21 protein-coding genes are annotated in these 26,863 nt (G+C 71.6%); 10 read left to right on the top strand and 11 right to left on the bottom strand.

Annotated elements, in window-relative coordinates; all coding sequences use genetic code 11:
* Positions 1-23 precede the first annotated feature (23 nt).
* The 3 genes from OHB01_RS05090 (at position 24) to OHB01_RS05080 (ending at position 1,841) form a co-directional block, all read left to right on the top strand.
* On the top strand, positions 24-809 hold the full coding sequence (locus OHB01_RS05090; RefSeq protein ID WP_142650737.1) for a Bax inhibitor-1/YccA family membrane protein: 786 nt from the start codon (positions 24-26) through the stop codon (positions 807-809).
* Positions 810-996: 187 nt separating this feature from the next.
* Complete coding sequence (locus OHB01_RS05085) at positions 997-1,215, top strand: DUF4287 domain-containing protein (protein ID WP_142619963.1); 219 nt, start codon at positions 997-999, stop codon at positions 1,213-1,215.
* Positions 1,216-1,430: 215 nt separating this feature from the next.
* Entirely contained in the window at positions 1,431-1,841 is a 411-nt protein-coding gene (locus tag OHB01_RS05080) for a PPOX class F420-dependent oxidoreductase (protein WP_142650736.1), read from the top strand.
* Positions 1,842-1,892: 51 nt separating this feature from the next.
* Here OHB01_RS05080 and OHB01_RS05075 read toward each other — a convergent pair whose 3' ends face one another.
* The 3 genes from OHB01_RS05075 to OHB01_RS05065 all read right to left on the bottom strand — a co-directional run bounded on the left by OHB01_RS05075 (position 1,893) and on the right by OHB01_RS05065 (position 5,884).
* Entirely contained in the window at positions 1,893-3,110 is a 1,218-nt protein-coding gene (locus OHB01_RS05075) for an acetyl-CoA C-acetyltransferase (protein ID WP_142650735.1), read from the bottom strand.
* Positions 3,111-3,494: 384 nt separating this feature from the next.
* Positions 3,495-4,862: a PQQ-binding-like beta-propeller repeat protein gene (locus OHB01_RS05070; protein WP_328854997.1), complete on the bottom strand. Its 1,368-nt coding sequence runs from the start codon at positions 4,860-4,862 to the stop codon at positions 3,495-3,497.
* A gap of 47 nt (positions 4,863-4,909) precedes the next feature.
* The gene (locus OHB01_RS05065) at positions 4,910-5,884 is read right to left on the bottom strand and encodes an SGNH/GDSL hydrolase family protein (protein WP_142650292.1); all 975 of its coding nucleotides are present in this window, start codon (positions 5,882-5,884) and stop codon (positions 4,910-4,912) included.
* A 122-nt stretch (positions 5,885-6,006) separates the two neighbouring features.
* Between OHB01_RS05065 and OHB01_RS05060 the strand changes: the two genes are divergently transcribed.
* Both OHB01_RS05060 and OHB01_RS05055 read left to right on the top strand, forming a co-directional pair.
* Positions 6,007-7,377: a cystathionine beta-synthase gene (locus OHB01_RS05060; protein WP_142650293.1), complete on the top strand. Its 1,371-nt coding sequence runs from the start codon at positions 6,007-6,009 to the stop codon at positions 7,375-7,377.
* Between the two features lie 138 nt (positions 7,378-7,515).
* Entirely contained in the window at positions 7,516-8,655 is a 1,140-nt protein-coding gene (locus tag OHB01_RS05055) for a cystathionine gamma-synthase (protein ID WP_142650294.1), read from the top strand.
* A 66-nt stretch (positions 8,656-8,721) separates the two neighbouring features.
* Here OHB01_RS05055 and OHB01_RS05050 read toward each other — a convergent pair whose 3' ends face one another.
* The 4 genes from OHB01_RS05050 to OHB01_RS05035 form a co-directional block, all read right to left on the bottom strand.
* Positions 8,722-9,939, bottom strand: a complete 1,218-nt coding sequence (locus OHB01_RS05050) for an MFS transporter (RefSeq protein WP_328854996.1) — start codon at positions 9,937-9,939, stop codon at positions 8,722-8,724.
* Between the two features lie 66 nt (positions 9,940-10,005).
* Positions 10,006-10,437 (bottom strand): hypothetical protein, encoded by a 432-nt coding sequence (locus tag OHB01_RS05045; RefSeq protein WP_142650296.1) that lies wholly within the window; start codon positions 10,435-10,437, stop codon positions 10,006-10,008.
* Between the two features lie 557 nt (positions 10,438-10,994).
* Positions 10,995-12,938, bottom strand: coding sequence for a vWA domain-containing protein (locus OHB01_RS05040; protein WP_147942594.1), 1,944 nt, complete (start codon positions 12,936-12,938; stop codon positions 10,995-10,997).
* 98 nt (positions 12,939-13,036) lie between these two features.
* Positions 13,037-14,446, bottom strand: a complete 1,410-nt coding sequence (locus tag OHB01_RS05035; protein ID WP_142650298.1) for a sigma 54-interacting transcriptional regulator — start codon at positions 14,444-14,446, stop codon at positions 13,037-13,039.
* 161 nt (positions 14,447-14,607) lie between these two features.
* Between OHB01_RS05035 and OHB01_RS05030 the strand changes: the two genes are divergently transcribed.
* From OHB01_RS05030 to ilvA, 3 genes are read left to right on the top strand one after another with little or no spacing between them, the layout of a single operon-like run.
* The gene (locus OHB01_RS05030; protein ID WP_142650299.1) at positions 14,608-15,834 is read left to right on the top strand and encodes an FIST signal transduction protein; all 1,227 of its coding nucleotides are present in this window, start codon (positions 14,608-14,610) and stop codon (positions 15,832-15,834) included.
* Positions 15,831-16,799 (top strand): ROK family protein, encoded by a 969-nt coding sequence (locus OHB01_RS05025; RefSeq protein ID WP_328854995.1) that lies wholly within the window; start codon positions 15,831-15,833, stop codon positions 16,797-16,799. The genes OHB01_RS05030 and OHB01_RS05025 overlap by 4 nt, the downstream gene beginning before the upstream one ends.
* 37 nt (positions 16,800-16,836) lie before the next feature.
* The gene (ilvA, locus tag OHB01_RS05020) at positions 16,837-18,051 is read left to right on the top strand and encodes a threonine ammonia-lyase (protein ID WP_185949044.1); all 1,215 of its coding nucleotides are present in this window, start codon (positions 16,837-16,839) and stop codon (positions 18,049-18,051) included.
* A gap of 77 nt (positions 18,052-18,128) precedes the next feature.
* On the opposite strand, the gene OHB01_RS05015 is transcribed toward ilvA, so the two are convergent.
* From OHB01_RS05015 to hppD, 3 genes are all read right to left on the bottom strand, one after another.
* Complete coding sequence (locus tag OHB01_RS05015; RefSeq protein ID WP_328854994.1) at positions 18,129-19,643, bottom strand: M1 family metallopeptidase; 1,515 nt, start codon at positions 19,641-19,643, stop codon at positions 18,129-18,131.
* A gap of 113 nt (positions 19,644-19,756) precedes the next feature.
* Positions 19,757-20,263 carry an RDD family protein gene (locus OHB01_RS05010; protein WP_328854993.1) on the bottom strand — a complete coding sequence of 169 codons (507 nt, stop codon included), beginning with the start codon at positions 20,261-20,263 and terminating at the stop codon, positions 19,757-19,759.
* 173 nt (positions 20,264-20,436) lie between these two features.
* Positions 20,437-21,540, bottom strand: a complete 1,104-nt coding sequence (gene hppD / locus OHB01_RS05005) for a 4-hydroxyphenylpyruvate dioxygenase (protein ID WP_185949045.1) — start codon at positions 21,538-21,540, stop codon at positions 20,437-20,439.
* A 96-nt stretch (positions 21,541-21,636) separates the two neighbouring features.
* On the opposite strand from hppD, the gene OHB01_RS05000 reads away from it, so the two are divergent.
* Together OHB01_RS05000 and OHB01_RS04995 are read left to right on the top strand one after the other, a co-directional pair.
* Positions 21,637-22,104, top strand: a complete 468-nt coding sequence (locus tag OHB01_RS05000) for an Lrp/AsnC family transcriptional regulator (RefSeq protein WP_142650305.1) — start codon at positions 21,637-21,639, stop codon at positions 22,102-22,104.
* A 162-nt stretch (positions 22,105-22,266) separates the two neighbouring features.
* The gene (locus OHB01_RS04995) at positions 22,267-24,687 is read left to right on the top strand and encodes a transglycosylase domain-containing protein (protein WP_260617421.1); all 2,421 of its coding nucleotides are present in this window, start codon (positions 22,267-22,269) and stop codon (positions 24,685-24,687) included.
* 109 nt (positions 24,688-24,796) lie between these two features.
* On the opposite strand, the gene OHB01_RS04990 is transcribed toward OHB01_RS04995, so the two are convergent.
* Positions 24,797-26,782 carry a thioredoxin domain-containing protein gene (locus OHB01_RS04990; RefSeq protein ID WP_328854992.1) on the bottom strand — a complete coding sequence of 662 codons (1,986 nt, stop codon included), beginning with the start codon at positions 26,780-26,782 and terminating at the stop codon, positions 24,797-24,799.
* Positions 26,783-26,863 lie beyond the last annotated feature (81 nt).

Below are 26,863 nucleotides of genomic sequence, written 5' to 3'. Positions count from 1 at the left end.
GAGTCGCGTCCTGGAGGAAGCGAATGGAGAGCAAGAACCCCATATTCAGTCGGCGCGGGGCGGCTGGTCAGCAAGCGTGGGCCGGTCCGGCGCCCAGCGTGGACCAGCTGAACCAGATGTACGCCGCCCCCGCGTACGCTCCCCCGTCGGCGCGGGCCATGACGATCGACGACGTCGTGGTGCGCGGCTTCACGACCCTCGGCACGCTCGTCGTCTCGGCCGCCCTGGCCTGGTACTTCAACGTCGGCTGGGGGCTCGCGGCGCCGGCGATGATCGTGGGCCTGATCCTCGGGCTCATCGTCTCTTTCCGGCAGAGCACGAATCCCGCGCTGATCCTCGGCTACTCCGTCTGCTACGGCATCGCCATCGGCGTGCTGAGCCACATGTACGACTATGTCTACAACGGCATCGTCCTGCAGGCCGTGCTCGGCACCATGGTGGCCTTCGGCGGCACGCTGGCCGTGTACGCCCTGAAGATCTTCCGGCCGACGCCGAAGTTCGGCAAGTTCGTGATCGCCGCCGCGTTCGGCGCGATCGGCCTCATGCTGATCAACTGGATCGCGAGCATCTTCGTCACCGGCGGCCTGGGCCTGCGCACCGACAGCCCCATCGGCTGGATCTTCAGCATCGGCATGATCCTGCTCGGCTGCTTCTTCCTGCTGCTCGACTTCAGTGAGATCGAGCATGGGGTGCGGGCCGGCGTGCCGGAGCGCTACTCGTGGCTGATGGCGTTCGGCCTGACCCTGAGCCTTGTGTGGCTCTACCTGGAGATCCTCCGCTTCATCAGCTACTTCACGAACAACGACTAGCCGTACGAAGCGAAAGGGCGCCGTTCCTGCCGGAGCGGCGCCCTTTTAATGGGCTATATCAGGATCTGGTGATCAGTTCCGTAATTTTCGATCAACATCCTGTAACAAATCAATGCCAGCGAGGGCTTGTCAAGCGCGGACCGGTGATGCACTGTGACACAAAGCAGCCTTTTCCGTGGAGGTGCCCATGTCGTTGAACCACTCACCGGAGACCCAGACCAAGCTGATCGCCCGCGTCCCGTCCATAACCGGGCGCGACCTCCCAGAGTGGTTCGAAGCCATCGACAACGGCCCGTCGTTCCTACGCTGTGAAGAGCGGGCCAACTGGCTCGCCGACGAGCACGGGCTGAGCCACGGCTACGCCGCCGCCATCGTCCTCGAGCACGAGCGGCGCCGTCGCTTCTAGACCGCAGCGCGGGAGGCGGCAGTGACGTCCCGCGCACACAGGACTTACGAGCATCACGAGCACAGCATCACGAGCACAGCATCACGAGCACAGCATCACGAGCACGGCACCACGAGCCCAGCACGCAGGCAGGGAGGCTCAGCTCAGGAAGCGGACTACCGTCCCCGAAGGCAGCACGCGCCCGCACCGGTCCGGTGCGGGCGCATCATTGTTGTATGGATCTCGACAAGGCGCGTGAGTTCGTCAGGAGCAATCACCGAGCGGTCATGCTGACCCGCCATCCGGACGGCCGGCCGCAGACCTCCCCGGTGACCGTCGGCTGCGACAAGGACGGCTACATCGTCATCAGCAGCCGCGAGACGGCCGTCAAGACCCGCAATCTGCGGGAGAACCCCGAGGTCGTGCTCACCGTGATGACCGACGCCTTCTACGGCCAGTGGATGCAGATCGAGGGCGTCGCCCAGGTCGTCTCGCTGCCGGACGCGATGGAGCACCTGGTGCGGTACTACCGCGACATCAGCGGCGAGCACCCGGACTGGGACGACTACCGCGACGCCATGATCCGGGAGAAGCGAGTGATCATCCGGGTCGAGCCCACGCGGGCCGGCCCCGACTTCCACGGCTGAGGAGCCCACGCCGGTCCCGGCTCCGGCCCGGACCGGCGTGAATTCCGCCGATCAGGACAGCCGCTCCAGCACCATCGCCATGCCCTGCCCGCCGCCGACGCACATCGTCTCCAGCCCGATCGACTTGTCGTGGAACCGGAGGCTGTTGACCAGCGTGGAGGTGATGCGGGCGCCGGTCATGCCGAAGGGGTGCCCCACCGCGATGGCGCCGCCGTTCACGTTGAGCCGCTCGATGTCGATGCCCAGCTCCTGGTAGGAGGGGATCACCTGGGCCGCGAACGCCTCGTTGATCTCGACCAGGTCGACGTCGCCGATCGACATGCCCGCGCGGGCGAGGGCCTGCCGCGACGCCTCGATCGGGCCGAGCCCCATGATCTCCGGGGACAGGCCGGTGACGCCGGTCGACACGATCCGGGCGAGCGGCGTGATGCCCAGCTCGGCGGCCTTGGTGTCGCTCATGACGACCACCGCGGCGGCGCCGTCGTTCAGCGGGCAGCAGTTGCCCGCCGTCACCGTGCCGTCCGGCCGGAAGACCGGCTTGAGCTGCGAGACCGCCTCGTACGTCGTGCCGGCCCGCGGGCCGTCGTCCTTGCTCACCACGCTGCCGTCGGGGAGCGTCACCGGGGTGATGTCGCTCTCCCAGAAGCCGTTGGCGATGGCCTTCTCCGCGAGGTTCTGCGAGCGCACGCCGAACTCGTCCTGCTCGCGCCGCGAGACGCCCTTCAGCGCCGCGACGTTCTCGGCCGTCTGACCCATGGCGATGTAGACGTCCGGCAGCGCGCCGTCCTCGCGCGGGTCGTGCCACACCGGCGCGCCGCCCTTGGCGGTCTCCTCCGTACGCGCCTTCGCCTCGTCGAACAGCGGGTTCTGCGCCTGGGGCATGTCGGAGCTGCCGTTCACGAAGCGGGAGACGGTCTCGACACCGGCCGAGATGAACACGTCGCCCTCGCCCGCCTTGATGGCGTGGAACGCCATCCGCGTCGTCTGCAGGGAGGAGGAGCAGTAGCGCGTCACCGTGGTGCCCGGCACGTTGTCGAGCCCCAGCATCACCGCGACCACACGTCCCAGGTTGTGGCCCTGCTCGCCCCCGGGGAGCCCACAGCCCAGCATGAGGTCGTCGACGTCGTTCGGGTCGAGCTGCGGCACCTTCGCCAGCGCGGCGCGGACCATCTGCACGGTCAGGTCGTCCGGGCGGATGTCCTTGAGTGACCCCTTGAAGGCGCGGCCGATCGGCGACCGCGCGGTCGCCACGATGACTGCCTCGGGCATGTGACTCTCCTGCCTGATCTCGTGCCCCTCCACACGGGGTTCCGGGGGGCCTCCTCACCGGAGGTTACCCCTCGGTACGCCGCCCGCCACGCCCCAGGCCCCACTCAACAGAATTTTGTACTACTGCACAGTGCTGCCCGCTTCGCGCGCCGGAGCGCTCAACTCCGCCGTCTTCCCTCGTCGCGCTCTGGTCGCTTCGCTCCCGCGCGCTCCTCGGTCCAGATCGGCGGCGCGCTCCGACGGCTCGCTCGGTGTTGCCCGCTTCGCGCGCCGGAGCGCTCACTTCCGCCGTCTTCCCTCGTCGCGCTCTGGTCGCTTCGCTCCCGCGCGCTTCTCAGTCCAGATCGGCGGCGCGCTCCGACGGCTCGCTCGGTGGTGGGAGACTCAGCCGTACATGCCGGGGGTGGTGGCGGTGCCGTCCTTGAGGGCGTGGAGGGCGCCCTTCTCGTCGCGCCACAGGCGCCAGCCGTTCTGGCTGCCGGTGAACCAGGAGGGCGGCGGGGCGGAGGAGTCCTTGCGCTTGCCCGTGGCCAGGTCGAACTCGCACAGTGCCGCGATCGAGTAGAACCCGGGGATCATGCCGCGCAGCGGCAGCGGCTTGGGGTCGGTCACGCAGAACGACCAGCCGGTCGCGCCGCTCACCGGGGTCGGCTCGCCGGTGCTGAGGTCGAAGACCGAGCCGGGCGCGTCGCGCTTGAGGAAGCCGAGCTTGTTCATCTCGGGCGGGAAGGCGAGCCACCAGCCCGACCCGGGCACCTGGGCGGGCGTGATCTGCCCAAGGACCCGTCCGGTCTTGGCGTCGAGCCGGGCGAACCCGCCGTACTGGCCCTGCTCGTCGACCGGCCGGACGACCGGCGCGTACGCGGGGTTGCCGCTGGGATAGACGCGGACGACGGACGGCCGCATCCAGTCGACGGCGCCGTCGGTCAGACGGGCGGAGAACAGGCCGAACGTCGAGGTCTCCTTGGTCTGGGGGTTGGTATACGGGGCGACGTACCCGATGATCTTGTCGCCCGTCGCGCCGAAGGCCCAGCCCCCGCTCAGGTCGACGTCGGGGCCGAGGGCCTGCTCGATCGGCAGTTGCCAGACGGCCTTGCCGTCCTTGAGCGCGCGGGCCTCCAGCACGGGGTGGGAGGCGAGCCGGAGCAGGACGACCTTGGACGCGTCGGACCATTCGACCTCGGCGATGCCGGCCAGGCGCCACTTCACGGCTCCGTCGCGGGGATCGAGGACCACGACCCGCGCGCTGGAGAGCGCGGTGTCCTCGGAGACGCAGACGTACGTCCCGCAGCGCTGCGGCCCGAAGGTGGACCGCACGGGCCTGATCCACTTCTGCTGCCCGGTGCGGGCGTCCCTGGCGACCAGCGTGGCGCCCTTGCGGCCGGCGGCGGGGGGATCGAGCGCGATCACCACGGCCTGCCCGCCGCCGGTCTCCACGGTCGCCGGGGCCTGCACCCCCATGCCGGGGAGCCGGCCCACCATCGTCGCGGCGTGTGCCCAGAGCCGGCGGCCGGTGGCGAGGTCGAGGACGACCGTCTCCAGGGAGCCGTCGGGCCGCATGGAGGTGGTGGCCGCGACGCCGCCTCCCGTGGTGGCCCGGCTGACCGCGTTCACCTGCGTGTTCTGCCAGGCCGGGTAGTCCTTGGCGGCCTCGTCGCCGCCGGAGCAGCCGGTGAGGGCGCCCCCCGCCAGCAGGGCGGTCGCGGCGAGCGCCAGAGCGGGTTTCGCGTGGTTCAGCTGGGGCCGGATCATTTCGCTCCTACAGGGGGTGATGGCCCGGCCGCAGGAGGTAACCGGCTCTAGGCGTTCGGAAGCGGCCCGGGTCTCCGGCGGAGCAGCGCCGCCCATCGTCCATGGGGGCCGACCGCCCGGCCGGCGACACGGGTCGCGGTGACCTCGGTGCCGGGTTCCTCCACGGCCATTGCGGCCAAGAGGTATTGCGATCCTTCGACGCGCACGGGTTCCGGCTCGGGCCACAACCCCAACGCGGCGCATACAGACGGTAGCACTGCGTACGCGGCTTGTAGGTAGCCTCGGGCAGATGGGTGAAAACGATCAGGTCCGAACATCTCTGCCGGGTTCGCGTCGAATTCGGGTCCGAGCAGGTCGGCGAACGCCACCGTACGGCCGCCCGCCTCGACGACGGCGACCGTCTGGGCCGCGGCGAGCTGCCGCGACCAGCGCCGGGTGACCCAGCGGAGCGGCTGCGCGATCGGGCGTACGGTGCCCAGGTCGGGGCAGGTGCCCACGACCACCTCCGCGCCGGCCTCGCGCAGCCGGCGCACCGCCTTCTGCAGGTGCCGTACGGCATGGGCCGGCAGCGTGGCCGTGGTCACGTCGTTGGCTCCGATGAAGATGATCGCGACCTCCGGCCGGGCCTCCAGCGCGCGGTCCACCTGGACGCCGAGGTCCACCGACGCCGCGCCCGACTGGCCGACGACGGTGAGGCGCACCGGGCGCTCGGCCACCGCCGCCAGCCCGTACGCGATACGGACACCCGGGGTGTCCTCGGCGTTGCTCATGCCGAGGCCGACGGAGGTCGAGTCGCCGAGGACGGCCATCCGGATCGGCTCGCCGGGGAAGGCGCCGTACACGCCGTCGGAGTCGGGGCCGTCGAGACCGTGCGGCTGCCCCACGATGCGCCGGGCCACCATGGCCTCGGCCATGAGCAGGCCGTACGTGACCGCTCCGAGCGCCGTGAGCCCGCCCCCGCCCAGCGCGGCGGCGGTCGCGATGCGCCGCGCGGCGCGCACCGCGCCGGACGTCCAGACCACCCGCCCTCCTCCATGCTCACGGTACGGTTTGAAAGAAGAAACTAGCCGAGTTCCGGCCACCCCTATCGGAATCACGGCTGACGGCAGGCTGACAAGCTTCGGCAAACAAGGTGGTCATCGCGGTGCGCGTACACGACTCGCTGGTGGAGCTGATGGGCAACACCCCGCTCGTCCGGCTGCGCAGGGTAACGGCGGGCGCGCCCGCCCAGGTCCTGGCCAAGGTGGAGTATTTCAACCCCGGCGGCTCGGTGAAGGACCGCATCGCCGTACGGATGATCGAGGCGGCCGAGCGCAGCGGCGCGCTGAAGCCCGGCGGCACGATCGTCGAGCCTACCTCCGGCAACACCGGTGTGGGCCTGGCCATCGTGGCGCAGGAGAAGGGCTACCGCTGCCTGTTCGTCTGCCCGGACAAGGTCGCCCAGGACAAGATCAACGTGCTCCGCGCGTACGGCGCCGAGGTCGTCGTCTGCCCGACCGCCGTCTCGCCCGATCACCCCGACTCGTACTACTCGGTGTCCGACCGGCTGGCCCGCGAGATCCCGAACGCCTGGAAGCCCGACCAGTACTCCAACCCGGAGAACCCGGCGAGCCACTACCACTCCACCGGGCCGGAGATCTGGGAGCAGACCGAGGGCAGGATCACCCACTTCGTCGCCGGCATCGGCACCGGCGGGACGATCAGCGGCACCGGAAAATACCTCAAGGAGGTCTCCGGCGGCCGGGTGAAGGTCATCGGCGCCGACCCCGTCGGCTCCGTCTACTCCGGCGGCACCGGACGTCCCTACCTGGTGGAGGGCGTGGGCGAGGACATCTGGCCCGCGACGTACGACACCACGATCTGCGACGAGATCATCGCGGTCTCCGACAAGGACTCGTTCGGCATGACCCGCAGGCTCGCCCGCGAGGAGGCGCTGCTCGTCGGCGGATCGTGCGGCATGGCGGTGGTGGCCGCCGTACGGGTGGCCCAGGCGGCAGGGCCGGACGACGTCGTGGTCGTGCTGCTGCCGGACGGCGGCCGCGGCTACCTGTCGAAGATCTTCAATGACGAGTGGATGGCCGACTACGGCTTCCTCACCACGTCGAGCGAGGAGGGCCTGGTCGGCGACGTGCTGGGGCGCAAGACGCCGGGGCTGCCCGAGTTCGTCCACGTCCACCCGCACGAGTCGGTCGGCACCGCGATCTCGATCATGCGGGAGTACAACGTCTCCCAGCTTCCGGTCATGAAGGAGGAGCCGCCGGTCATGGCGGCCGAGGTCATCGGCTCGATCGTGGAGCGCGACCTGCTCGAGGGCCTCTATCGCGGCCGGGTGCGGTCGGAGGACGAGATCGGCGGCCACATGTCCGCGCCGCTGCCCATGATCGGTTCCGGTGAGCCGGTGGCCCGGGCGGTCGAGGCGCTGGAGAAGGCCGACGCCGCCGTGGTCCTCGACGACGGCAAGCCGGTCGGCATGGTCACCCGCCAGGACCTGCTGGCCTTCCTCGCCAACCACTGATCACGCCGTCGCGCGCGCACCGGCGCCGGAACGTCGGCCGCCGGTGCCGCGTGGCGTACCCGGCCTGGCGCGCCCGGCCTGGCGCGCCCGCCGCACACCCGCCGTGACCAGGCGGTGCGGACGGCTACGCTCGACCCCATGAACCAAGGTTTCGAGACGCTGGCCATCCACGCGGGCCAGGAGGCGGACCCGCACACGGGAGCCGTCGTCCCTCCCATATATGCCGTTTCGACCTACAAGCAGGACGGCGTGGGCGGCCTGCGGGCGGGTTACGAGTACAGCCGGTCGGCCAACCCGACCAGGACCGCCCTGGAGGAGGCGCTGGCCGCCGTCGAGGGCGGCGTGCGCGGGCTGGCCTTCGCGTCGGGCCTCGCCGCCGAGGACACGCTGCTGCGCACCGTCTGCAAACCCGGCGACCACGTGGTGATCCCCGATGACGCGTACGGCGGCACCTACCGGCTGTTCTCCCGGGTGCTCCAGGAGTGGGGGGTCGCCTTCGACCCGGTGCCGCTCGGCGACCTCGACGCGGTGCGCGCCGCCGTACGGCCGGAGACGCGGGCGATCTGGGTGGAGACGCCCACGAACCCGCTGCTGAACGTCGCGGACATCGCCGCCCTGGCGTCCATCGCCCACGACGGGGGCGCGGTGCTCGCGGTGGACAACACCTTCGCCTCGCCCTACCTGCAGCAGCCGCTCAGCCTGGGCGCCGACGTCGTGGTCCACTCGACGACCAAGTATGTCGGCGGCCACTCCGACGTGGTCGGCGGGGCGCTGGTGACGCGGTCGGCCGACCTCGGCGAGCGGCTGGCCTACCACCAGAACGCGATGGGCGCGGTGGCCGGGCCGTTCGACTCCTGGCTCACGCTGCGCGGCCTCAAGACGCTGGGCGTGCGCATGGACCGGCACTGCGACAACGCCGAGCGCGTGGTCGACCTGCTGCTGTCGCACCCGAAGGTCGTCCAGGTGCTCTATCCGGGCCTGCCCGAGCACCCCGGCCACGAGGTCGCGGCCAAGCAGATGCGGCGTTTCGGTGGGATGGTGTCGTTCCGCGTCGAGGGCGGCGAGGAGGCCGCGGTCGAGATCTGCAACCGGGCCAAGCTGTTCACGCTCGGCGAGTCGCTCGGCGGCGTCGAGTCGCTGATCGAGCACCCCGGCCGGATGACCCACGCGTCGGCCGCCGGGTCGCCGCTGGAGGTCCCCGCCGACCTGGTCCGCCTGTCGGTCGGCATCGAGACCGTCGACGACCTGCTGGCCGACCTCACCGAGGCCCTCGGCTGAGATCTCAGCGCCCACTCCGCGCTCTGCTTATCGGGCGCTCCGCTTATCGGGCGCTCCGCGCCCTGCTTACTGCGCGCTCCGCGCCGGGGTCGTACGCTCCGGCGCGGAGGGGCGGGCGGGGGCCATCCACCGTTCGCCCACCAGGGCGGCGAGCGCCGCGGCGGTCAGGACGGCGCCCGCCACGGTCACGCTGCGGACCCCGGCATGGTCGATGAGCGCGCCGCCGAGCAGCGACCCGCCCGCGATGCCGATGTTGAAGGCCGAGCCGGTGCCGGCCGAGGCGATGTCGGTGCTGCCCGGGGCCACCTGCAGCCCCCGGCTTGCGATGGCCGCCGCGAGCGCGCTGAACGACATGCCCGTCACGCAGAGGGCCACCACCGCCACCGGGTGCAGGGCTCCGAAGGCGTACAGGGCGAGCAGCGCGCACGTGATGAGGGCCAGCGGACCGGTGATGGCGGCCCGCGGCCGGGTGTCGAGCAGCCGGCCGACCACGATCGTCCCCGTGACCCCGGAGATCCCGGACGCGAGCAGCAGCGGGCTGAGCGCGGCCGGGGTGAAGCCGCCGAAGTCCAGCAGGAACGGCGTGATGTAGGTGTACGCGGTGAGATAGCCGCCCACTCCGATGACGGTGGCCACGATGAGCAGCGCGTAGCGGCGGGCGTCCGGGGTCGCGCCGCGGCCGGATTCGTGACCGCCGGAGCCCGCGCCCGGCTGCCGGCGGCCGGGCATGAGCGTCGCCACGGTGACGCAGGTGATCAGGCCGACGGCGGCGGCCAGGGCGAACGCGGCCCGCCAGCCGACCTGCTGGCCGAGCCAGGTGCCCGCGGGGACGCCGAGCACGGGCCCGAGGGAGCTGCCGATCGACATGCGGGCGATCGCGCGTCCCCGGATCTCCGGGGGGAACATCGCCGCCGCGGCCGGGGTCGCGACCGACCAGAACAGCGCCTGGGTGGCCGCGACCAGCAGCCGGGCGGCCAGCAGCGTCGGATAGTTCGGCGCCACGGCGGTCAGCAGCATCCCCGCGACGAACACGCCGAGCGTGATGGTGAGCAACCTGCGCCGCGGCACCCGCCGGGTCAGCCGGGTGAGCGGCAGCGACGCCAGCACCACGACGGCGGCGTACCCCGTCACGAGCAGGCCCGTCTCGGACGGCGACCGGTCCAGGTCGGCCGCGATCACCGTGAGCAGGCCGATGGGGAGCACCTCGGCGGTGACGTAGGTGAAGGCCCCGACGGCGAGGGCGACCAGCGCCCACGCCGCCCGGCGACGCGTCGTTAGGTGCACCCGCTCCTCTTTCCCCCGTTTCCGGCCAAAAACGTTCTACCGGACATTCAGGGGTAAGCGGGACTCTCAGGGGTTGAAGAAGACCATCAGGAACAGGATGACGAGCCAGATCAGGGCGCTGATGCCGCCCAGCGCGGCGATCCGGCCGGTCTGCACCTTGGCGTCGTCCTCCGTCGACTCGCTGGCCAGCGCCGCGATGGCCGTCCGCTGGTCACGCTCGACGATCACCAGCAGGACGGCGGCCACGACGAACAGCGTCATCGACACCGACAGGTAGGGCGCGCCGAGCGCGCTGCGGCCCAGCAGCAGGCCGAACAGGAAGACCCCGATTGTGAGCAGGCCGAACATCCGGGTCGCGCGGTGCAGATACCGCAGCACGCTCAGATCGCGCGCCCGGATGTAACGCGGCGTGACGCTCGTGACCGCCGTGAGCGGACCGAGCGCGAAGATCGCGAACCCTATGTGCAACCACAGCAGCAGATGGTCGAGAGGCGACATGGGCAGAGGCTATCGCCTGAGTGATCGGCTCCGCAGTGCCCGGACGCGCTCGTCACGGGCGCGTCGGACGCCGGGAGGGCGCGGGCTACTTCCGGCGGCGGGGGCGGTTGTGGACCGCCATCTCGTACAGCACGCCGGTGAGGATCATGAGGACGACGAGGCCGACCGCTGCGAACATGGGAGCGCTCCTTCCACGGGCATGTGGAACGACCAGCGCGAACAGGGGATGCCTGTCTATCGTCCGCCGATTGCAACCAGGTCGGCAATCGATTATCGATCTCCCGGCCCGCGGCCGTCCGCCTCCCCGCCCGCGCCCGCTGCACAGTGCTCAGTGTCCAGTGCTCGGTGTCCAGTGCTCGGTGTCCAGTGCTCGGTGTCCGGTGTCCGGTGCTGCCCGGCCCCCGTGAGCGCCCCCGCCCGCGCAGATCTGCTTAATGCCCGGCAGGCGGCCGGCGAACCGTCCAGCGGTCCGTCTCCTCCCCGGCGCCCCAGGAGTCCCGGGGCCCGGGAGCCCTGGGAGCCCCGGGAGCCTGGGGAGCCCCCGGGAGCTCGGGTGCTCAGCGGGTGCGGCGGGCGCGGAGGAAGTCGCTGACGACGTACTCGCCGAGGCGGTCGGCGCTGGCGGAGAAGACCCGGCCGCCGTTGCGCCGGGCGACCTCGTCCACGAACTCGCGCAGCCGGTCGTCGGCGGCCAGCATGAAGACGTTGATCGTCGCGCGCCGCCGGGTCATCTTGTCGACCTCGGCGAGCGTCAGCGTCAGCGTCTCCTGCGACGGCGGCCACTCGAAGCGCGGCACGCCGTTGCGCATGAGGTGCGCCGTCGGCTCGCCGTCGGTCACCACCAGGACCACCGGCTCGAAGTCCGGATGCCGGTCGAGGTGACGGCCCGCGATCAGCAGGGCGTGGTGCAGGTTGGTGCCCTGCACCATGTCCCATTCGAGCCCGGCCAGCTCGTCGGGCCGCAGCACCCGCGCGTAGTTCGAGAAGCCGATGATCTGCACGGCGTCCTGCGGGAACTTCGAGGCCACCAGCGCCTGGAGGGCGAGCGCGGTCTGCTTGGCCGCCGCCCAGGTGCCGCGCAGGGCCATCGAGTAGGACAGGTCGACCAGCAGGCACACGGCCGCCGCCGAGCGCCGCTCGGTCTCCACGACCTCGAAGTCGTCCACGGTCAGGGCCACCGGCGCGCCGCCGCCACGCCGTACGCCGTTGACGACCGTACGGACGACGTCGATGGGCTGCTCGTCGCCGAAACGCCACGGACGGGTCGATCCGGTGGGCTCCCCGGCCGTGCCCGCGTCGCGCTGGTCGTGGTCGCCGCGCCGGCCGGAGTCGAGCGAGGCGAAGACCCGGCGCAGTGCGGTCTCCCCGAGCCGGCGTACGGCCTTGGGGGTGAGCTCCAGCTTGCCGCGGTTGCGCCGCAGGTAGCCCTGGGCCTCCAGCTCGCGCTCGATCTGCCGCAGGGCCTCCAGGTCGTCCACTGCCGAGCGGCCGAGCGCCCGCCGGATGGCGGCCTCGTCGATGTCGTCGAGCCGGGCGCCGGGGTAGTCCTGACGCAGCGCGGTCTCCAGGTCGCCGAGGTCGGCCAGCTCCTGCAGGGCCGTCACCGCGTCGCCCATGCCCATCGGCTGCTCGCCGGACACCCGTTCGGGGGTGTTCCAGGCGAGGTCGGGACGGCGGGCGTAGAGGGCGTCGCCGAGCCGGCGCATCTGCTCGGCCAGGCCGGCCTGCTCCAGTGTGTTGTTGATCAGCCCGGCCAGCTCCTCGCGCTGCTCCGGGGTGAGCGAGGCGAGCATCCGCTGCGCGGCGGCGGCGCGGCGGGCGAGCTGGTCGACCAGCTCGTCGAGGTTGCGTGGGTTCTCGGGGAACATGTCCCCGTATTGCTGCATGAACCGGTCGAAGTCCTCCTGGGTGTGCTCACCCCGGGCGTCGCGGTCCAGCATGTCGTTGAGGTCCGACATCATCTGCCGGACCCGCTCCATCGCGGCCGGATCGGGGTTGGCCAGCGCGTCGCGCATGCCGCGGAACTGGCTGTCGAGGACCTCCCGGCGCAGCAGGTCGCGCAGCTCCTCGAACGTCTGCCGCGCGGCGGCCGACCGCCAGTCGTAGTCGGCCAGCTCCTGGACCGCCCGCGCCGTGTCCGAGGGCAGCGCGTCGAGCGCCGCCTCACGGAAGCGGGCGTCGTCGGAGGGATCCGGGAACAGCTCGGCCCGCTCCTGCCCGATCGCCTTGTCGAGCAGGGCGCGCACGCGCTCCAGCGTGCCGTCGAGCCGGGTGTTCTCCCGCAGCTCGCGGCGGCGCCGCCGCACCTGGCGGAGCAGGTCGTCCAGGCCGCGGCGGTCGGGAGCGCCGGGGAGCCCGCGCCGCAGCAGGTCGCGCAGCGCGTCCATCGGCGTCGAGCCGGACAGGATGGCGTCGCCCATGTCGTCCAGCGCCGAGCGCACGTCGTAGGGCGGAGCCAGCGGATCCGGCCCGTCGCGATACTCCCCGTAGACGTAGGACACGCGACCACGCAACCTTTCAGGGCCACCCGCCCTTGCCGAAGTCCGGCGGGACGGGCGGGAGTTTGTTCGGTGGGTAGTGGGACGGGGCCCGCCCCGGCTCAGGTCCGGTAGACGGAACCGCCGTCGGTCTCGTCCTTGGACAGCCTGCGCATCAGGTAGAGGCCCTCCAGCGTGAACTCCAGCGCGGCGGCGGCGTGGCCGGGCGACTCGTCGCCCTCGCCCATGCCGAGCCGCGTCATGATCTTCGACAGGCCCTCGACGCGCCCGATCCTGCGCAGCAGCTCGTGGGCCGGCACCAGCTCGCCCGACTCGACCTGCGCGCCCTCGCCGAACTTGTCGAGCAGCGGCGCGAGATCGGCGCCGCCGAGCGAGGCGCGGAAGGTCTCGGCCGTCGCGCGGCGCAGCAGGTGGGCGAGCACGTCGATCTCCCGCCCCTCCTCGCTGACCTCGAACTCGACCTTGCCGCGCAGCGTGTGGACCACGCCGGGCAGGTCGCAGACCCGGGTGACCGGCCGTTCCTCCCCGGTCAGCGCGGCCCGCCGTACGGCGGAGGCGGCGGCGGTCTCGGCGGCGGCGATCGAGAAGCGGGCCGACACGCCCGAGCGGGAGTCGACCGCGGTGGACTCGCGCACCAGGCGGGTGAACCGGGCGATCACCTCCACCAGGTGGTCGGGCAGGTCCGCGCCGAGGGCGCCGAGGTCGGCCTCCTGGCGGATCAGGACCAGCTCGTCCTCGATGGTGCGGGGGTAGTGCGTGCGGATCTCCGCGCCGAAGCGGTCCTTCAGCGGGGTGATGATCCGGCCGCGGTTGGTGTAGTCCTCGGGGTTCGCGCTGGCGATCAGCAGGATGTCGAGGGGCAGGCGCAGGTTGTAGCCGCGGACCTGGATGTCGCGCTCCTCCAGCACGTTGAGCAGCGCCACCTGGATGCGCTCGGCCAGGTCGGGCAGCTCGTTGACGGAGAAGACGCCCCGGTTGGTCCGGGGGACCAGGCCGTAGTGGACCGTCTCGGGGTCGCCGAGCGTGCGGCCCTCGGCGATCTTGATGGGGTCGACGTCGCCGATGAGGTCGCCGACCGAGGTGTCCGGGGTGGCCAGCTTCTCGCCGTACCGGTCCTCACGGTGCTTCCAGGCGACCGGCAGGTCGTCGCCGTGGGTGGCGGCGAGCCGGCGGCATCGGACGCAGACCGGCTCGTACGGATGGTCGTTGATCTCGCAGCCCTCGACCACGGGCGACCACTCGTCGAGCAGGCCGGTGATCGTGCGGATCAGGCGGGTCTTGCCCTGGCCGCGCTCGCCGAGCAGCACGAGGTCGTGCCCGGCGATCAGCGCCCTCTCCAGATGGGGCAGGACGGTGTCGTCGAAGCCGACGATGCCGGGGAACCGGGTCTCGCCGGCCCGCAGCCGGGCCAGGAGGTTCTCCCTGATCTCGGCCTTGACCGTACGGTATCGGTGTCCACTCTCGCGCAGTTCACGCAGAGTGCTAGGGGCAGGCGTGGGCGATTTGTGCACGGAGTCGAGCCTACGTCCCCATCAGGCGATCCGGCAGCCGGGTTTGAAGACACGGCTGTGGGCCGCGGGGCCAATTGGACGGGCGGCCTGTGCGTTGTCCTCCGTTCAGTGGGGAGAATCGGCCCAAGGAAACTCTGTCGCGGAGGAAGAGAGGGCGAGACATGGCGGTATTGACGAGCCGCTTCGCCGACGGTCTCGCCGTGGGCGCCAACCTGGTGGAAGCGGCCGAGACGGCCGTACGCCAGGCGTTGGCCGGCCTGTCGGGTCCGCCAGATCTGGTGTGTTTCTTCGTCTGTGGGGACGACCCGGACGACGTGGCCAGCGCGGGGCGGCGGGCGATGTCCGTCGCGTCCGGGGCCGACGTGATCGGCTGCAGTGCGACCGGCGTGATCGGGCACGGCCAGGGCGTGGAGCTGACCCCCGCCGTGAGCGCGTGGGCGGCCTCCCTCGGCGGCGCCAGGATCGACACCTTCGCCCTGGAGACGCTGAGGACGGAGGACAGGTTCGTGGTCGTGGGGCTGCCCGAGCGCGTCCCCGACGACCGGGCCGCGATCCTGCTCGCCGACCCCTACAGCTTCCCCACCGACGCGTTCATCGAGCACTCCCACGAGGTGATGGGCGATCTGCCGATCGTGGGCGGCCTGGCCAACGGGCTCCAGGGCCGTGGCTCCGTACGGCTGTTCGCCAACGGCGAGGTGCACGACTCCGGCGCGATCGGTGTGATCATCGGTGGCGAGGTGAACATCGGGACGGTCGTCAGCCAGGGCTGCCGGCCCATCGGCCCGTCCATGGTCGTCACCCGGGCGGAGGACAACGTGCTGCTCGAGCTGGCCGGTCAACCGGCGCTGGCGCGGCTGGAGGACATCGTCAGCGCCCTCGACGAGGAGGACCGCGACCTGGTGGCCGCCGGCTTACAGATCGGCATCGCCATGGACGAGTACGCCGAGCGCCACGAGCGCGGCGACTTCCTGATCCGCGGGGTCATCGGCATCGACCCCGAACGCGAGGCGGTGGCCGTCGGCGACGTCATCGAGATCGGCAGGACGGTGCGGTTCCAGGTCAGGGACGCCGAGACCGCCGACGAGGACCTCTACGAGCTGCTCGACGCCCATCTGCAGCAGCAGCCCGGCCGGGTCGAGGGGGCACTGCTGTTCTCCTGCAACGGCAGGGGCTCGGGCATGTTCGGCACGCCCGACCACGACGCGCTCGCCGTACGCGAGACGCTGGGGCCGATCGGGGTGGCGGGGTTCTTCGCCGCGGGCGAGGTCGGGCCGGTCAGCGGGCACAACCACGTGCACGGCTTCACCGCGTCGCTGCTCGTCTTCTCCAGCGGCTCCGGATTCTCCAGCGGCACGGGACTGTCCACCGGCAGGGGAGCGGGTGCGTGAGCGACCTCACCCTGGCCGTCGACATCGGCGGCACGAAGTTCGCGGTGGGACTGGTGGAGCCGGACGGGCGGGTCGTGGCCGCCGAGCGGGCCGCCACTCCGCAGGGCGCCGACGCCGAGACGCTGTGGCGGACGCTGACCGGCGTGCTCGACCGGCTGGACGTGCCCGACGCCATCGCCGGGGTGGGCGTCGGCTGCGGCGGCCCGATGACCTGGCCCGAGGGGGAGGTCTCGCCGCTCAACATGGGCGGCTGGCGGGGATTCCCGCTGCGCGGCAGGCTCGCCGGGCGCTTTCCCGGCGTCCCGGTCCGCATCCACAACGACGCGATCTGCCTGGCCGTCGCCGAGCACTGGCGCGGCGCCGGGCGGGGGAGCGCGGCCATGCTGGGGATGGTCGTGTCGACCGGGGTCGGCGGCGGGCTGGTCCTCGGCGGCAGGCTCATCGACGGCGGAACGGGCAACGCGGGTCACATCGGCCACGTCGTGGTCGATCCCGAGGGCCCGCCGTGCGGCTGCGGCGGCTACGGCTGCCTGGAGGCGATCGCCCGCGGCCCCGGCCTCGCCGCCTGGGCGCTCGCCCAGGGCTGGTCGCCGAAAGCCGAGGTCACGCGTGATGGGCTCTACCAGGAGGAGGGGACGGCGACCGCGCGCAGGCTGGCCGCCGACGCCGCGGCGGGCGACCCGATCGCGCTGGCCGCGATGACCCGCGCGGGGCGCGCCCTGGGCATCGCGATCGCCTCGGCCGTCAACCTGTGCGACCTCGATCTCGTGACCGTCGGCGGCGGGCTCAGCCAGGCGGGCGACCTGCTGTTCGGGCCCCTGGAGGAGGCCCTGCGGGAGCACACCCGGATGGGGTTCGCCGAGCGGGTGCGGGTCGTGCCCGCCTCGCTCGGTCAGGAGGCCGGTCTCGTCGGCGCCGCCGCCCTCGTCATCGCCGGAGACAGTTATTGGTCACCCGGGCTCTGAAGGCATGTCGCCTTCCGGAACCTGTGATGATTGGCGCATGGCTGTCCCACAGGTGACGTACGAGGACGTCGTCGCCGCACGCGAGTTGCTGTCGGAAGTGGCGGCGCAGACGCCCGTCCTGCACTCACGGGTGCTGTCGGAGATCGTCGGCGGCTCGGTGCACCTCAAATGCGAGAACCTCCAGCGGGCCGGGTCGTTCAAGGTCCGCGGGGCGTACGTGCGGATCGCGCGGCTGAGCGAGGAGGAGCGGGCCAGGGGCGTGGTGGCGGCCAGCGCGGGCAACCACGCGCAGGGCGTGGCGCTGGGCTCGTCGCTGGTCGGGGCAAAGTCGACCGTCTACATGCCCGAGGGCGCGCCGCTGCCGAAGGTGGAGGCCACACGGGCGTACGGCGCGGACGTGATCTTCGCGGGGCACACGGTCGACGAGGCCCTGCGGGCGGCCAGGGAGCACGCCGACAGGACCGGCGCGGTGTTCATCCACCCGTTCGATCACCCCGACGTGGTGGCCGGGCAGGGCACGGTCGGCCTGGAGATCCTGGAGCAGCTTCCCGGCACGGCCACGATCGTGCTGCCCATCGGCGGCGGCGGTCTCGCGGCGGGGGTCGCGCTCGCGGTGAAGTCCCAGCGCCCGGGGATCAAGGTGGTGGGCGTGCAGGCCGAGCGGGCCGCGGCCTATCCCGACTCGCTGGCCGCGGGCCGGCCGGTCATGGTCGAGCCCGCGTCGACGATGGCGGACGGCATCGCGGTCGGGCGGCCGGGCGACCTGCCGTTCGAGCTGATCCACTATCTGGTCGACAGCGTCGTGACGGTCTCGGAGGAGTCGCTGTCGCGGGCCCTGCTGCTGTGCCTCGAACGCTCGAAGCTGCTGGTGGAGCCGGCCGGGGTGGCGGGGGTCGCGGCGCTGCTCGACCAGCCGCACGCGTTCGAGCCGCCGGTGGTCGTCGTGCTGTCGGGCGGCAACATCGACCCGCTGCTGCTGGCCAGGGTGCTGCGGCACGGCCTGGCGGCGGCGGGCCGCTACCTGGCCTTCCGCATCCGGCTGACCGACCGCCCCGGGGCGCTGGCCGCGCTGCTGGCCCGGCTGGCCGACCTCGGCGCGAACGTGCTCGACGTGGTGCACGAGCGGTTCGGCTCCCGGCTGCACCTGGAGGAGGCCGAGGTCCTGCTGCAACTGGAGACCCGCGGCCCGGCGCACTGCGACGAGGTGCTCAGCGCCCTGCGGCGGGACGGCTACAAGCTGCTGTTCTCCTGAGCTCGTGTGATCAGGACGGTGCGGATCAGAGGATCGGCCTCCTGAGCTCGCCAGCTCGTCGATCGGGGCCGTGTGGATCAGGGGATCGGCGCGGGACGCTTCGGCTCGTACAGCCAGGCGTCGAACAGCGACTTCAGGTTCTTGCCCGAGATCAGCTCGGCCATCGAGATGAACTCCTGCGTCGTGACGTTGCCATACCTGTGGGCGTCCGTCCACGCCCTGATCAGCGGGAAGAACTTGTCGTCGCCGATCTCCCGGCGCAGGGCGTGCAGCGTCATCGCGCCGCGGTTGTAGACGGCCGCGCCGAACAGGTCGTCGGGCCGTGCCGTGCCCGGTGGATAGCTCCACATCGGGTCGGCCGCGTTCGCGTAGTAACGCCGGAAGGCCGAATCGGCCGTGTATTGACCGGTGTGTTCCGCCCACAGCCATTCGGCGTACGTCGCGAAGCCCTCGTTGAGCCACAGGTCCCGCCAGCGCTTGATGGTCAGGCTGTCGCCGAACCACTGGTGCGCCAGCTCGTGCGCGATGATCGTGGGCGCGGGGGAGAAACCGCCATAGATGGGCTTGGTCTGGTTCTCCAGCGCGTACCCCGCCGCGTAGTCGTCGATCACGCCGCCGGTGGAGGAGAAGGGGTAGGGCCCGAACACGGTCGACCAGTAGTCGGTGATCTTCGCCGTCTGCGTGTAGAGCTGGTCGAGCGAGCCGCGGTAGTTGTCGGCGACGGCGACGTAGACCGGCAGGCCCCTGGCGCTCGTGCCGGTGCGGATCTGGAATTTCCCGGTCGTCATCGTGGCGAGATAGCTCGCCATCGGGTGCTTCTCCCGCCACACGAAGGTCGTCTTGCCGGCGTTCGTCTGCGGCGTCCCTGCCATCTCGCCGTTGGCGATCGCGGTCAGCCCCGCGGGGACGGTGATCCGGAAGTCGTAGGTCGCCTTGTCGGAGGGGTGGTCGTTCGACGGGAACCAGGTCTTCGCGCCGTTCGGCTCACAGGTGACGAACGCCCCGTCCGGGGTGGAGATGAAGCCGTACTCGCCGAGGTTGGCGGAGTCGCGCATCGGCTCCGGCACGCCCGAGTAGTCGACCGTGACCTCGAATCGGGCGCCGTTCGAGATCTGACCGCCCGGCTCGATCACGAGCTCGTCCTTGCTGCGGCTGAACGAGGCGTCCCCGCCGTCCACCGTCACCCGGCTCACCGTGAGCCCGTGCAGGTCGAGGTCGAACGAGGTCAGGTCCTGTACGGCCTTCGCCTCGATCGTGGCGCTGCCCGCGAGCTTCCGCGACGCCGGGTCGTACGACAGGCGCAGGTCGTAGTGCTGGACGTCGTAGCCGCCGTTGCCGTCGGTGGGGAAGTCGGGGTCGCCGATCCCCGGGGCCCCGACGGTGCTCGCCGACGCGCCGGTGCCCGGCGACGCCGGCGCGGCCGCCGCCAGGGACGGCGTGACCGCGCCCTCGGACGGCGCGCAGGCCGTGGCGGCGCCCACGGCCACGGCGCAGATCAGGACGGAGATCGACCGGCCGGCCCGCACACGGGCGGGCGTGGTGGTCGGTGCGGCGGTCGGCGCCGGGCGCGAAGGAAGACGATGCGAGGACATATGTGTGGCAACTCTACGCGAGCAGGTGATGTGGTCCGGGAAGCGACTCCGGGTGTTTTGCCTGCTCGCAGGGGTTGCCGCGGTTCTCGTGAGGCGTGTGGGGCGGGCGGGTCTCAGGCGTCCACGACGAGCGTCCGCGCCGCCTTGTCGTGCAGGGCCTGCTTCCTGCGGTCGAACAGAATCCACGCGAGGTTCACCAGCCCGAGGCAGCACAGCCAGGACAGGACGATCTCCACCGCCTGCCGCACCGCGATCGGCCCGGGACCGGCCGGCTCCCCGTTCTCCCGCACGACGCGCATGCCGAACAGCCTCTTGCCCACCGTCTGGCCGTTCCAGAACGACTGGAGCAGCCAGTAGTAGAGGAACCCGATCGCCCCGACGACAAGGCCGTCGCCGACCGGGATCCGCGCCACCGCCTCCGTCGCGCCGTCGTACGCGACCCTCAGGTCGTCCACGGTGAGCGGCGAGGTGACGAGCCCCACGAGCACGGTGTCGGTGATCCCGGCGAACAGGCGGCGCCAGCGGCCGGCGAGCCGCGGCGCCGTCTGCCCGAAGGGCGGGGGCGTCCAGGGAATCCTCGGTTCCTCGTACGGGTTTCCCGGAGGCGGCGGTGTTCCCATGGCTGAATGGTCACCCTGCCGCCCTTCGGGCAAAGCCGGGCACGCGCAAAGGGTGCGTCAGCGGGTGGCCTGGGGGGCGTGAGCGGGTGTCCGGCGGGTGCCGGCGGGGCTCAGAGGGTGCCCTGACGGCCGTCAGTGGCTGCCGACGGCCGTCAGTGGGCGCGCTGCGGGCGTCAGAGGGTGCCGCGGCGCTCCTGCTCGCGCTCGATGGCCTCGAAGAGCGCCTTGAAGTTGCCCTTGCCGAAGCCGAGCGACCCGTGCCGCTCGATGAGCTCGAAGAAGACCGTCGGACGGTCCACCACCGGCTTGGTGAAGATCTGCAGAAGGTATCCGTCCTCGTCGCGGTCAACGAGGATGCGGCGCTTCTTGAGCTCCTCGACCGGCACACGGACCTCGCCGATGCGGGAGCGCAGCTCCGGGTCGTCGTAGTAGGAGTCGGGCGTGTCGAGGAACTCGATCCCCGCCTCCCGCATGGCGTCGACCGTCGTGACGATGTCGTTGGTGGCCAGCGCGATGTGCTGCACGCCCGGGCCGCCGTAGAACTCCAGGAACTCCTCGATCTGGGACTTCTTCTTGCCCTCGGCGGGCTCGTTCAGCGGGAACTTGACCTTGCGGGTGCCGTCCGCGACGACCTTGGACATCAGCGCCGAGTATTCGGTGGCGATGTCGTCGCCGATGAATTCCGCCATCTTGGTGAAGCCCATGACCTTCTCATAGAACTCCACCCACTCCTCCATGCGCTCGACGTTGCCGACGCAGTGGTCGATCGCCTGGAAGAGCCGGCCGTTCTTCACCGCGGGCGGCGCGACGATGGGCTCCGCCGCGACATATCCGGGCAGGTAGGGGCCGGTGTAGTTGGACCTGTCGACCAGGGTGTGCCGGGTCTCGCCGTACGCCGCGATCGCCGCGACCACGACCTTGCCGTGGTCGTCCTCGACCACGTGGGGCTCCTCAAGGCCACGGGCGCCCTGCGCCAGCGCGTGGCGGTAGGCCGTCTCCACGTCCGGCACGTCCAGCGCGAGATCGATCACACCGTCGCCGTGCTCGGCCACGTGACGCGCGAGCGGCGTGCCCGCGCGTACGGCTCCGCGCAGCTCGAACCGGGCCGAGCCCGACACGAGGACGTACGCCACCTCGTCGCGGCTGCCCGTCTCCGGCCCCCGGTAGGCCACCAGGCGCATCCCGAAGGCGGTCGAGTAGTAGTGGGCGGCCTGCTTCGCGTTGCCGACCGCGAAGACCACCGCGTCCATGCCGTGAACCGGAAAGACATCGTTCATAGGCCAACTGTCCGTGGGCATGGCCAATTTGCGCAACAGTGAGTTGTTTTGGTGGACAATGTGCTCAGTCTCCGCCTCGTACAAGGGGAAATCGTTATGACGATTGACCACCTCGACGCACAGCTCGTCGCGCTGCTGACCGCCGAGCCCAGGATCGGCGTGCTGGAGTGCTCCCGCAGGCTGAACGTCGCCCGGGGGACGGTGCAGGCCCGGCTCGACCGGATGGCCGCGAAGGGCGTCATCACCGGCTACGGCCCGGACATCGACCCTGCCGCGCTCGGCTTCGACGTGACGGCGTTCGTGACGCTGCACATCAGGCAGGTCGCGGGGCACGTGCCGGTGGCCGACCAGCTCGCGCTCATCCCGGAGGTCCTGGAGGTCCACACGATCACCGGCGGGGGAGACATGCTCTGCCGTGTGGTCGCCCGCAGCAACGCCGACCTCCAGCGCGTCATCGACCTCATCGTGGACGTCCAGGGCGTCGTACGGACCGAATCGGTGATCGCGCTCGACACGCCGGTGCCCTACCGGACCCTCCCGCTCGTCCGTGCGGCCGGGGGTTGACCCGCGTTTTCCACAGTCTTCGCCGCCTCGGGCAGGCTTTTCCACAGACGTGGCGGGAAGTGCCGGACCATAGAAGGCCATCGTTTACCGTGGTTCCATCCGCCCAGCTCAGCGGGCACAAAAGGGCGTAGCGGGGGTATCGGACTTATCGGGGGTCACAGCGTGGACAGCGCCGAAGAGGGCCCGATCGGGGAGGGCGCCGCGGAACCGCGGGCGTCGCTCGACGGCCCGAACGGGGGAGGAGGCGGCGGGGACGGCGGCGCGCCGAAGCCTCGCCGGCGAAGACGGCTGCTGCGCGTCTTCCTCCTGAGCCTGGCCACCGCGATCGTCGGGCTCGCCGTGTTCCTCGCCGTGGTGTGGGCGCTGACCCCCATCCCGGACAGCACGCAGGAGCTGGCGACGGCCCAGGGCTCGGTCATCTACTACCGGGACGGCAAGACGGTCCTCGCCAACGAGGGCGTCAACCGCAAGACCGTGCCGCTCTCGCAGGTCCCCCAGGTCGTCAGAAGCGCGGTCATCGCGGCGGAGAACCGGACGTTCTACCAGGACCAGGGCGTCTCGCTGTCAGGTACGGCCCGCGCCGTGTGGTCCACGATCACCGGCCGTCAGCTCCAGGGCGGCTCGACGATCACGCAGCAGATGGTGCGCAACTACTACAGCGGCCTCGGTCAGGAACGCTCCATCGGGCGCAAGCTCAAGGAGATCATGATCGCGCTGAAGGTGGATCGTTCCAAGCCGAAAGACTGGGTGCTGGAGCGCTACCTCAACACCATCTACTTCGGCCGTGGGGCCTACGGCATCCAGGCCGCCGCGCGGGCCTACTTCGACAAGGACGTGCAGAACCTGACGGCGGCCGAGGGCGCCTACCTCGCCGCCGTGATCCAGCAGCCGACCCGGTTCGCCAACCCGACCGGGGCCGCGCTCGACGCGGTGAAGGCCAGATGGACGTCGGTGATCCAGGGCATGCGCGAGATCGGCGCGATCAGCCGCGCAGAGGCCCGTGCCCAGGTGTTCCCCACCCTCGCCAAGCAGCGGGCGCCGTTGTCCCTCGGCGGCCAGAACGGCTACATGCTGGCGCAGGTGCGCGCGGAGCTGAACCGGCTCGGCTTCACCGACGAGGACATCAACCACGGCGGCCTGAAGGTCACCACGACGTTCGACAAGAAGCTCATGGCGCAGGCCCAGCACGCGGTCAAGTCGGTCCTGCCGGCCGACACCCCCAAGAAGGTCCGCACCGGCCTGGCGGCCGTCGATCCCGCGACCGGCGAGGTCGTCGCCTTCTACGGCGGTCGTTACGAGACCAACCAGTACGACAACGCCTTCTCCGCCAAGGTGCAGGCAGGCTCGACCTTCAAGCCCTACACGCTGGCCGCCGCGCTCGAAGCCGGATACGGGCTCGACACGCTGGTCTACGGCAACTCCCCCATCCGCATCGGCTCCGCCGACATCCCCAACTCCGGCGGCAAGTCGTACGGACCGGCGATTCCGCTGCTCCAGGCGACGCAGTTCTCGGTCAACACCGCCTTCGTCGACCTCGGGCAGCGCATCGGCCTCGACAAGGTCGTCGCCGCGGCCAAGGCCGCCGGCATCCCCGCGGCGCAGCTCGCCCCGCACCAGGGCGCCGCCACGCTGCCCCTCGGGGTGGCGTCGGTGAGCGCCGTGCAGCAGGCCGCCGGGTTCGCCACCTTCGCCGCCGGAGGCATTCACCACGAGCCGCACGTGATCCGGGCGGTCACCGACTCCACCGGGCTCACCCGGAAGTTCGCCCCGCCCGGCGTCCGGGCCTTCAGCGAGAACACCGCCGCCGACACGACGTACGCGCTGGAGCAGGTGGTGCGCGGCGGCACCGGCACGGCCGCGCGGCTGTGGGACCGCCCGGTCGCGGGCAAGACCGGCACCACCGACGAGTCGGCGGCCGTGTGGTTCTCCGGCTACGTCCCGCAGCTCGCCGTCGCGGTCGACATGTTCCGCGACGACAACAAGCCGGTGACCATCCCCGGCTACGGCGAGCTGTACGGCGGCACGCTGCCCGCCGAGATCTGGAAGACCTTCATGAGCACCGCCATGGAGGGCAAGCCGGTCCGGGAGTTCCCCGACCCGGTCACCTGGAACCCCTACTACTGGGACGCCTACGGCATGGCGCTGCCGCAGCAGAGCGGGTCTCCCACGGCCTATCCGTCGGGACCCTCCGGGCCGCCCGTGCCGGACGGGGTGACGATGCCCGGCCCCGACGGGCCCGGCATGCCCGGTCCGCCCGCAGGGGGCGACGAGGAGGGCGCGACCGGCCAGGACGGCGAGGCCCCACCAAGAGGCGGCGCGAACGGCATCGGCGGTCCGGCAGGCCCGGCAGGCACCCGCGACCTGGACGCCGCCGACCCCGCCACCCGCGCCGGCCCCGAGGCCGGGACCACCAGAGGGACCACCAGATCCGACCCCGGCGCCACCGGCACGGGCGCCAGGCGGCCCGGCCAGACCGACCCGGGCACCCGGCGCACCGGCCAGAACGATCAAGGTGATCAGAGCGGCCCGATCGGGCAGCTCCCCGGGCCGGAGCTCCCGGTCGGGCAGCTTCCCGGCCGCTGACGGCCGGGAGCACGCCTGAGAGCGGCGCGGCCTGAGGAGCGGCCGGGCCGGGAGAGGCCGCCGTGCCGCTTGTGCCGCTTCTCCTGTGCCCTTCTATCGGGCCAGTTCTCTATCGGGCCAGTTCGGCGCGCAGCTCGGCGGGCGTGGTGACCGGCGCCCGGCAGGTGAAGCGCCGGCACACGTAGGCCGCCGGTGAGCCGTCCACCATGCCCCGCCCTTCGAGCAGCGGCACGTCGGCGTGATCTCCCGTGCTCAGCGCGACGACCAGCCCCGGCGTGCCGGACATGAGGGCGGCCCGGTGCAGCGCGCGGGTGCGGGCGTCGTCGGCCGGGCCGATGATCGCAACCTCGGCGGGGCCGCGCAGCGCCGCCTCCGCCACCGCGAGACCCCACCCGGCGAACCGGGCGTACCGCTCCGCCAGCGCGGAGACCGTGCCCAGCGCCGCCTCGGCGGCCTCCCGGTGCCGGGCGGAGCCGGTGAGCGCGGCGTACGACAGCAGCGCCCCGGCCGCCGCGAACTGGCCCGAGGGCGTCGCGTTGTCGGTCGGGTCCTGGGGCCGCTGGAACAGCCGCTCGCCGTCGTCGGGGGCGTCGTAGAACCCCCCTGACCCGTCGGGGAACCGCGCCAGCACGGTCTCCAGCAGGTCTCCGGCGCGGTGGAACCATCGGGTCTCGCCGGTGACGCCATAGAGGGCGAGGAAGCCCTCGGCGGTGTTGGCGTAGTCCTCCAGCATGCCGGCGTTGGTGCCCGCCCGGCCGTCGCGGGAGGTCCGCAGCAGCCGGGCCGGGCCGCGGCTCACCGTGTGCAGCTCGTCGAGCAGCACGGCCGCCTCACGCGCGGCGTCGATCAGCACCGGCTGTTCGAACAGCGCGCCCGCCTCGGCCAGGGCGGCGATCACGAGCCCGTTCCAGGAGGCCACGATCTTGTCGTCCCGGCCGGGCCGGGGCCGCCGCTCCCGTGCCGCGCGCAGGGCCGTACGGACCCGGTCGAACCGGGCCGGGTCGTCGGGGTCGGCGAGAAGCTGGAGCACAGACGTGCCGTGCTCGAACGTGCCGGTCACCTCGAACACCGAGGCCGCCCAGGCGGCGTCGTCCTCCCCGAGGACCTCGCGGAGCTGTTCGGGCGTCCAGACGTAGAACAGGCCCTCGCCGTGGGTGCCGTCCGGTCCCTCGCTGTCGGCGTCGAGGGCCGAGGCGAACGCGCCCTCGGACGTGCGCATCTCCCGCAGCAGCCACTCGGCGGTCTCCAGGGCCACCCGCTTGGCCAGGACCGAGCCGGTCGCCCGCCACCAGTGGGCGTAGACCCGCAGCAGCAGCGCGTTGTCGTAGAGCATCTTCTCGAAGTGGGGCACCACCCAGCCGGCGTCGACCGAGTAGCGGGCGAAGCCCCCGCCGAGCTGGTCGTACATGCCGCCTCTGGCCATCGCCTCCATGGTCTTCTCTGCCATGGCCATGGCCTCCGGGGTGCCGTGCCGCAGCAGGAACTCCAGGACCATGGATGGCGGAAACTTGGGCGCGCCGCCGAATCCGCCCCGCCGCTCGTCGAAGGTCTCCACGAGGTTCCGTACGGCGAGGTCGAGGGTCTCGGCGGTGGGCAGCGGGCCCGAGGGCACCCCGGTGCGGTCGGCGAGCGCCTCCACGACCTTCTGGCCCTGGGTCAGGACGCCCTCACGGTCCTGCCGCCAGGCCTGCGACACGGCGTGCAGCAGCCGCTGGAACTGCGGCCGGGGGAAGTAGGTGCCGGCGTAGAACGGGTGTCCGTCGGGGGTGGCGAAGACCGTCATCGGCCAGCCGCCCTGCCCGGTCATCGCCTGGACCGCGCCCATGTAGACCGCGTCCACGTCGGGCCGCTCCTCGCGATCCACCTTGACGTTGACGAACAGCTCGTTCATCAGCCGCGCGGTGGCCTCGTCCTCGAACGACTCGTGAGCCATGACATGACACCAGTGACACGCCGAATAGCCCACGCTGACCAGCACAGGGACGTCGCGCCGGCGGGCCTCCGCGAACGCCTCCTCGCCCCAGGGGAACCAGTCGACGGGATTGTCCGCGTGTTGCAGGAGGTAGGGAGAGGTCTCGCCGCCCAGCCGGTTCATAAGGCCAGCCTCTCACACGCCGGAAAAGGACGATCAGGGTACGGCGCGGCGGACGGGCTTCGGGGGCGCGCGCGGGATCCG

Origin of the sequence: Microbispora hainanensis (genome assembly GCF_036186745.1) — a bacterium.
In the GTDB taxonomy this organism is placed as follows: Bacteria; Actinomycetota; Actinomycetes; order Streptosporangiales; family Streptosporangiaceae; genus Microbispora.
The sequence above is the reverse complement of the archived record's forward strand: the minus strand, read 5'-3'. Positions and strand labels throughout refer to the sequence as shown.

Bases quoted from the DNA above. Each gene is read 5' to 3' on its own strand.
- hppD (WP_185949045.1), bottom strand. From the start codon at position 21,540: ATGAACGATGTCTTTCCGGTTCACGGCATGGACGCGGTGGTCTTCGCG.
- OHB01_RS05055 (WP_142650294.1), top strand. From the start codon at position 7,516: ATGAACCAAGGTTTCGAGACGCTGGCCATCCACGCGGGCCAGGAGGCG.
- OHB01_RS05085 (WP_142619963.1), top strand. From the start codon at position 997: ATGTCGTTGAACCACTCACCGGAGACCCAGACCAAGCTGATCGCCCGC.
- OHB01_RS05015 (WP_328854994.1), bottom strand. From the start codon at position 19,643: ATGTCCTCGCATCGTCTTCCTTCGCGCCCGGCGCCGACCGCCGCACCG.
- OHB01_RS05045 (WP_142650296.1), bottom strand. From the start codon at position 10,437: ATGTCGCCTCTCGACCATCTGCTGCTGTGGTTGCACATAGGGTTCGCG.
- OHB01_RS05000 (WP_142650305.1), top strand. From the start codon at position 21,637: ATGACGATTGACCACCTCGACGCACAGCTCGTCGCGCTGCTGACCGCC.
- ilvA (WP_185949044.1), top strand. From the start codon at position 16,837: ATGGCTGTCCCACAGGTGACGTACGAGGACGTCGTCGCCGCACGCGAG.
- OHB01_RS05030 (WP_142650299.1), top strand. From the start codon at position 14,608: ATGGCGGTATTGACGAGCCGCTTCGCCGACGGTCTCGCCGTGGGCGCC.
- OHB01_RS05080 (WP_142650736.1), top strand. From the start codon at position 1,431: ATGGATCTCGACAAGGCGCGTGAGTTCGTCAGGAGCAATCACCGAGCG.
- OHB01_RS05075 (WP_142650735.1), bottom strand. From the start codon at position 3,110: ATGCCCGAGGCAGTCATCGTGGCGACCGCGCGGTCGCCGATCGGCCGC.
- OHB01_RS05070 (WP_328854997.1), bottom strand. From the start codon at position 4,862: ATGATCCGGCCCCAGCTGAACCACGCGAAACCCGCTCTGGCGCTCGCC.
- OHB01_RS05090 (WP_142650737.1), top strand. From the start codon at position 24: ATGGAGAGCAAGAACCCCATATTCAGTCGGCGCGGGGCGGCTGGTCAG.
- OHB01_RS05010 (WP_328854993.1), bottom strand. From the start codon at position 20,263: ATGGGAACACCGCCGCCTCCGGGAAACCCGTACGAGGAACCGAGGATT.
- OHB01_RS04990 (WP_328854992.1), bottom strand. From the start codon at position 26,782: ATGAACCGGCTGGGCGGCGAGACCTCTCCCTACCTCCTGCAACACGCG.